The following is a 488-nucleotide window of genomic DNA, read 5'->3' as shown; positions in this document are numbered from 1 at the left end:
CTCGTTCCAGACCCGGAGCGAGCGGTCGCCGGCGAACGCCTCCTCCTCGGAGATGTCGACCTCCCACTCGAAGTCGGCGATGGCGACCTCCGGGCCGATGGCGGCGTCCGTCTCCCAGTCGCCGAGGCCGTCCTCGAACCCCTCGGAGAAGTCGGCCGCGGCCGGCGCGCCCAGGCAGCCCGCCGCGCCGACGGTTCCGACCGCCCCGGTCACACCGACCGCTCTCGCGGCCGTGACCCCGCCGCAACGCCGCAGCACCTCTCGCCTGTTCATACGCCCGGGTGTCAACGAGCGGAGATAACCCTGTGGGTCGGGCGCGGACGGCGACGCTGAGGCGGCCGCGGGCGCGTGACGGAGAGGCGGCCGCGGGCGGCGACGACCGGGGCGGGATTTACAGAATGCAAGGAGAATGCCCCGGGGCTTGACCCCGGGGTTGAATCCGACAACTCGTGATACAAACCATTAACTAAACACATCTCTAATTGGGA

The 488-nt window shown here is 69.9% G+C and carries 1 pseudogene; it reads right to left on the bottom strand.

The annotated features are described in order from the left end of the window. Positions 1 to 273, bottom strand: a pseudogene (locus AN233_RS17775) (hypothetical protein); the annotation flags it as partial. Between the last annotated feature and the right edge of the window lie 215 nt (positions 274 to 488).

Source organism: Haloparvum sedimenti (assembly GCF_001462205.1).
GTDB lineage: Archaea > Halobacteriota > Halobacteria > Halobacteriales > Haloferacaceae > Haloparvum > Haloparvum sedimenti.
This window is presented reverse-complemented; position numbering and strand designations above follow the sequence as displayed.